The organism is Rhizobium giardinii bv. giardinii H152, assembly GCF_000379605.1.
Classification (GTDB): Bacteria; Pseudomonadota; Alphaproteobacteria; order Rhizobiales; family Rhizobiaceae; genus Pararhizobium; species Pararhizobium giardinii.
In genome coordinates, this window is the sequence record NZ_KB902672.1 from 1 (window position 1) to 1,020 (window position 1,020).

The window sequence follows — 1,020 nt, forward strand, 5'->3', positions numbered from 1 at the left end:
ATTGAGTACGCCGTCAACGTGAAATTGTACCGAGGCTTCGTCAATTAGTCCGTTCGCGCCGGCCTCAGACATGACTGCGAGCCTGTCCTTCGAGGCAAATCCTGTCGGCGGGCGGCCCGGCTTGGACATGTGAGCAACGGGGAGCCCGACAACGAGTTCGGCGTCGAAGCACATCGCCATGCGTCTGGCGCGCTCGTCTAGTGGAAGATTTTCTGTGCGCTGGTAGATGGCGAACTTGGAAACATTCTCCCGAAGATCGCCTCCGTGCATATCAACATAGCAATCCGCATCCACGCACCACTCGTTCATTATCGCGTCACAAAGGATCTCTGAGAACGAGCCGTCAGGGCTACCAGGGAAAGAGAAATTAATATTCTTCCCATCAATCGGGCAAACGTATTGGCTGTACTTGTAGACCGCGGGCTGGTTGACGAGCGGGATGATAGAAACACTCCCCCGGATGTGGCTGGGATCGAACAATGTCTGAATTCGAACCGCGGCCTCAATGGCGGCAACTTCATTCACGTGCACCCCTGCGGAAACGCAAAGCTTCGGCCCACTACGATCGCCGCGGATCTCGCAAAGAGGCCACGTGTATCCGGAAAGGCCCGGGTTGGCGAAGGACAAGTGGCCTCGGAAGACGCCGGGCTCTCCATACGCAACGCTATTCGGTGATGCAGTAATCTTCATTATCTTAGTGCTCTTCGTTCTGATGTTGGTCTCTATTGGACCGCTACAACGATCTCTCCAGATCGTTTCAAGTTTTATGGGAAAGTCTTACGTGCGATCGGCGCAGAATTGCCTCGCGGCCATTGCCGCAATGCCAAGTGCTTGGCCGATTGTTCCTCTCGTCATCGCACCCCAAAGATCCTTATCTGCGGGTAAGCGCGAGCTTTCGTCCCTCGTCGGAGAGGCTCCCGATGGTGAGCAGTTGTCCACCGCCAGCTCCGATTTTTGTGCTGCAGATCCAATGTCTTTAACGTCGAACGGCTTTGCGATCTCACGCCGATCGACAATCAC

2 protein-coding genes are annotated in these 1,020 nt (G+C 55.2%); both read right to left on the reverse strand.

The features are described 5' to 3' along the window. Positions 1-690: M14 family metallopeptidase (locus A3AY_RS0115230; RefSeq protein WP_018326518.1), on the reverse strand; the 690-nt coding region annotated here is incomplete at its 3' end. Between the two features lie 87 nt (positions 691-777). After that, positions 778-1,020 (reverse strand): hypothetical protein (locus A3AY_RS40150; RefSeq protein ID WP_026203470.1); only part of this gene is annotated, 243 nt, incomplete at its 5' end.